Source organism: Bartonella sp. TT121SHDZB, assembly GCF_042193415.1.
In the GTDB taxonomy this organism is placed as follows: domain Bacteria; phylum Pseudomonadota; class Alphaproteobacteria; order Rhizobiales; family Rhizobiaceae; genus Bartonella.
Window position 1 is genome coordinate 1 of sequence record NZ_JBHILR010000062.1, and the last position, 311, is coordinate 311.

The 311-nt window shown below is 74.0% G+C and carries 1 protein-coding gene; it reads right to left on the reverse strand.

Annotation, left to right across the window (positions count from 1 at the left end):
- Positions 1–21 precede the first annotated feature (21 nt).
- Positions 22–311, reverse strand: a 290-nt coding sequence (locus tag ACFIKI_RS08475) for an aldo/keto reductase (RefSeq protein WP_375666768.1), incomplete at its 5' end; no start/stop codon positions are given.

Sequence of the window (311 nt, forward strand, 5' to 3'; positions counted from 1 at the left end):
CCGGCGGCCCCACCGGCCCCTTCAGGCGTTGATGCCCTTCATGCCTTCCTCCGTATAGCGCTGCCCGGCCACGGGCAGTTCGTCGCTGGCGCGCCGCAGCTCGTCCAGCTCGGCGGGGGTCAGTGCCACGGACAGTGCGCCCAGGTTGTCCTGCAGATGGGCGATGCGGCGGGTGCCCGGAATGGGCACCACGTCCGGCCCCTGGGCCAGCAGCCAGGCCAGGGCGATCTGCGCGGGCGTGCTGCCCTTGCGCTGCGCCAGGGCCGATACGGCGCCCACCCGGGCCCGGCTGGTGTCGATGTTGCCCGGCT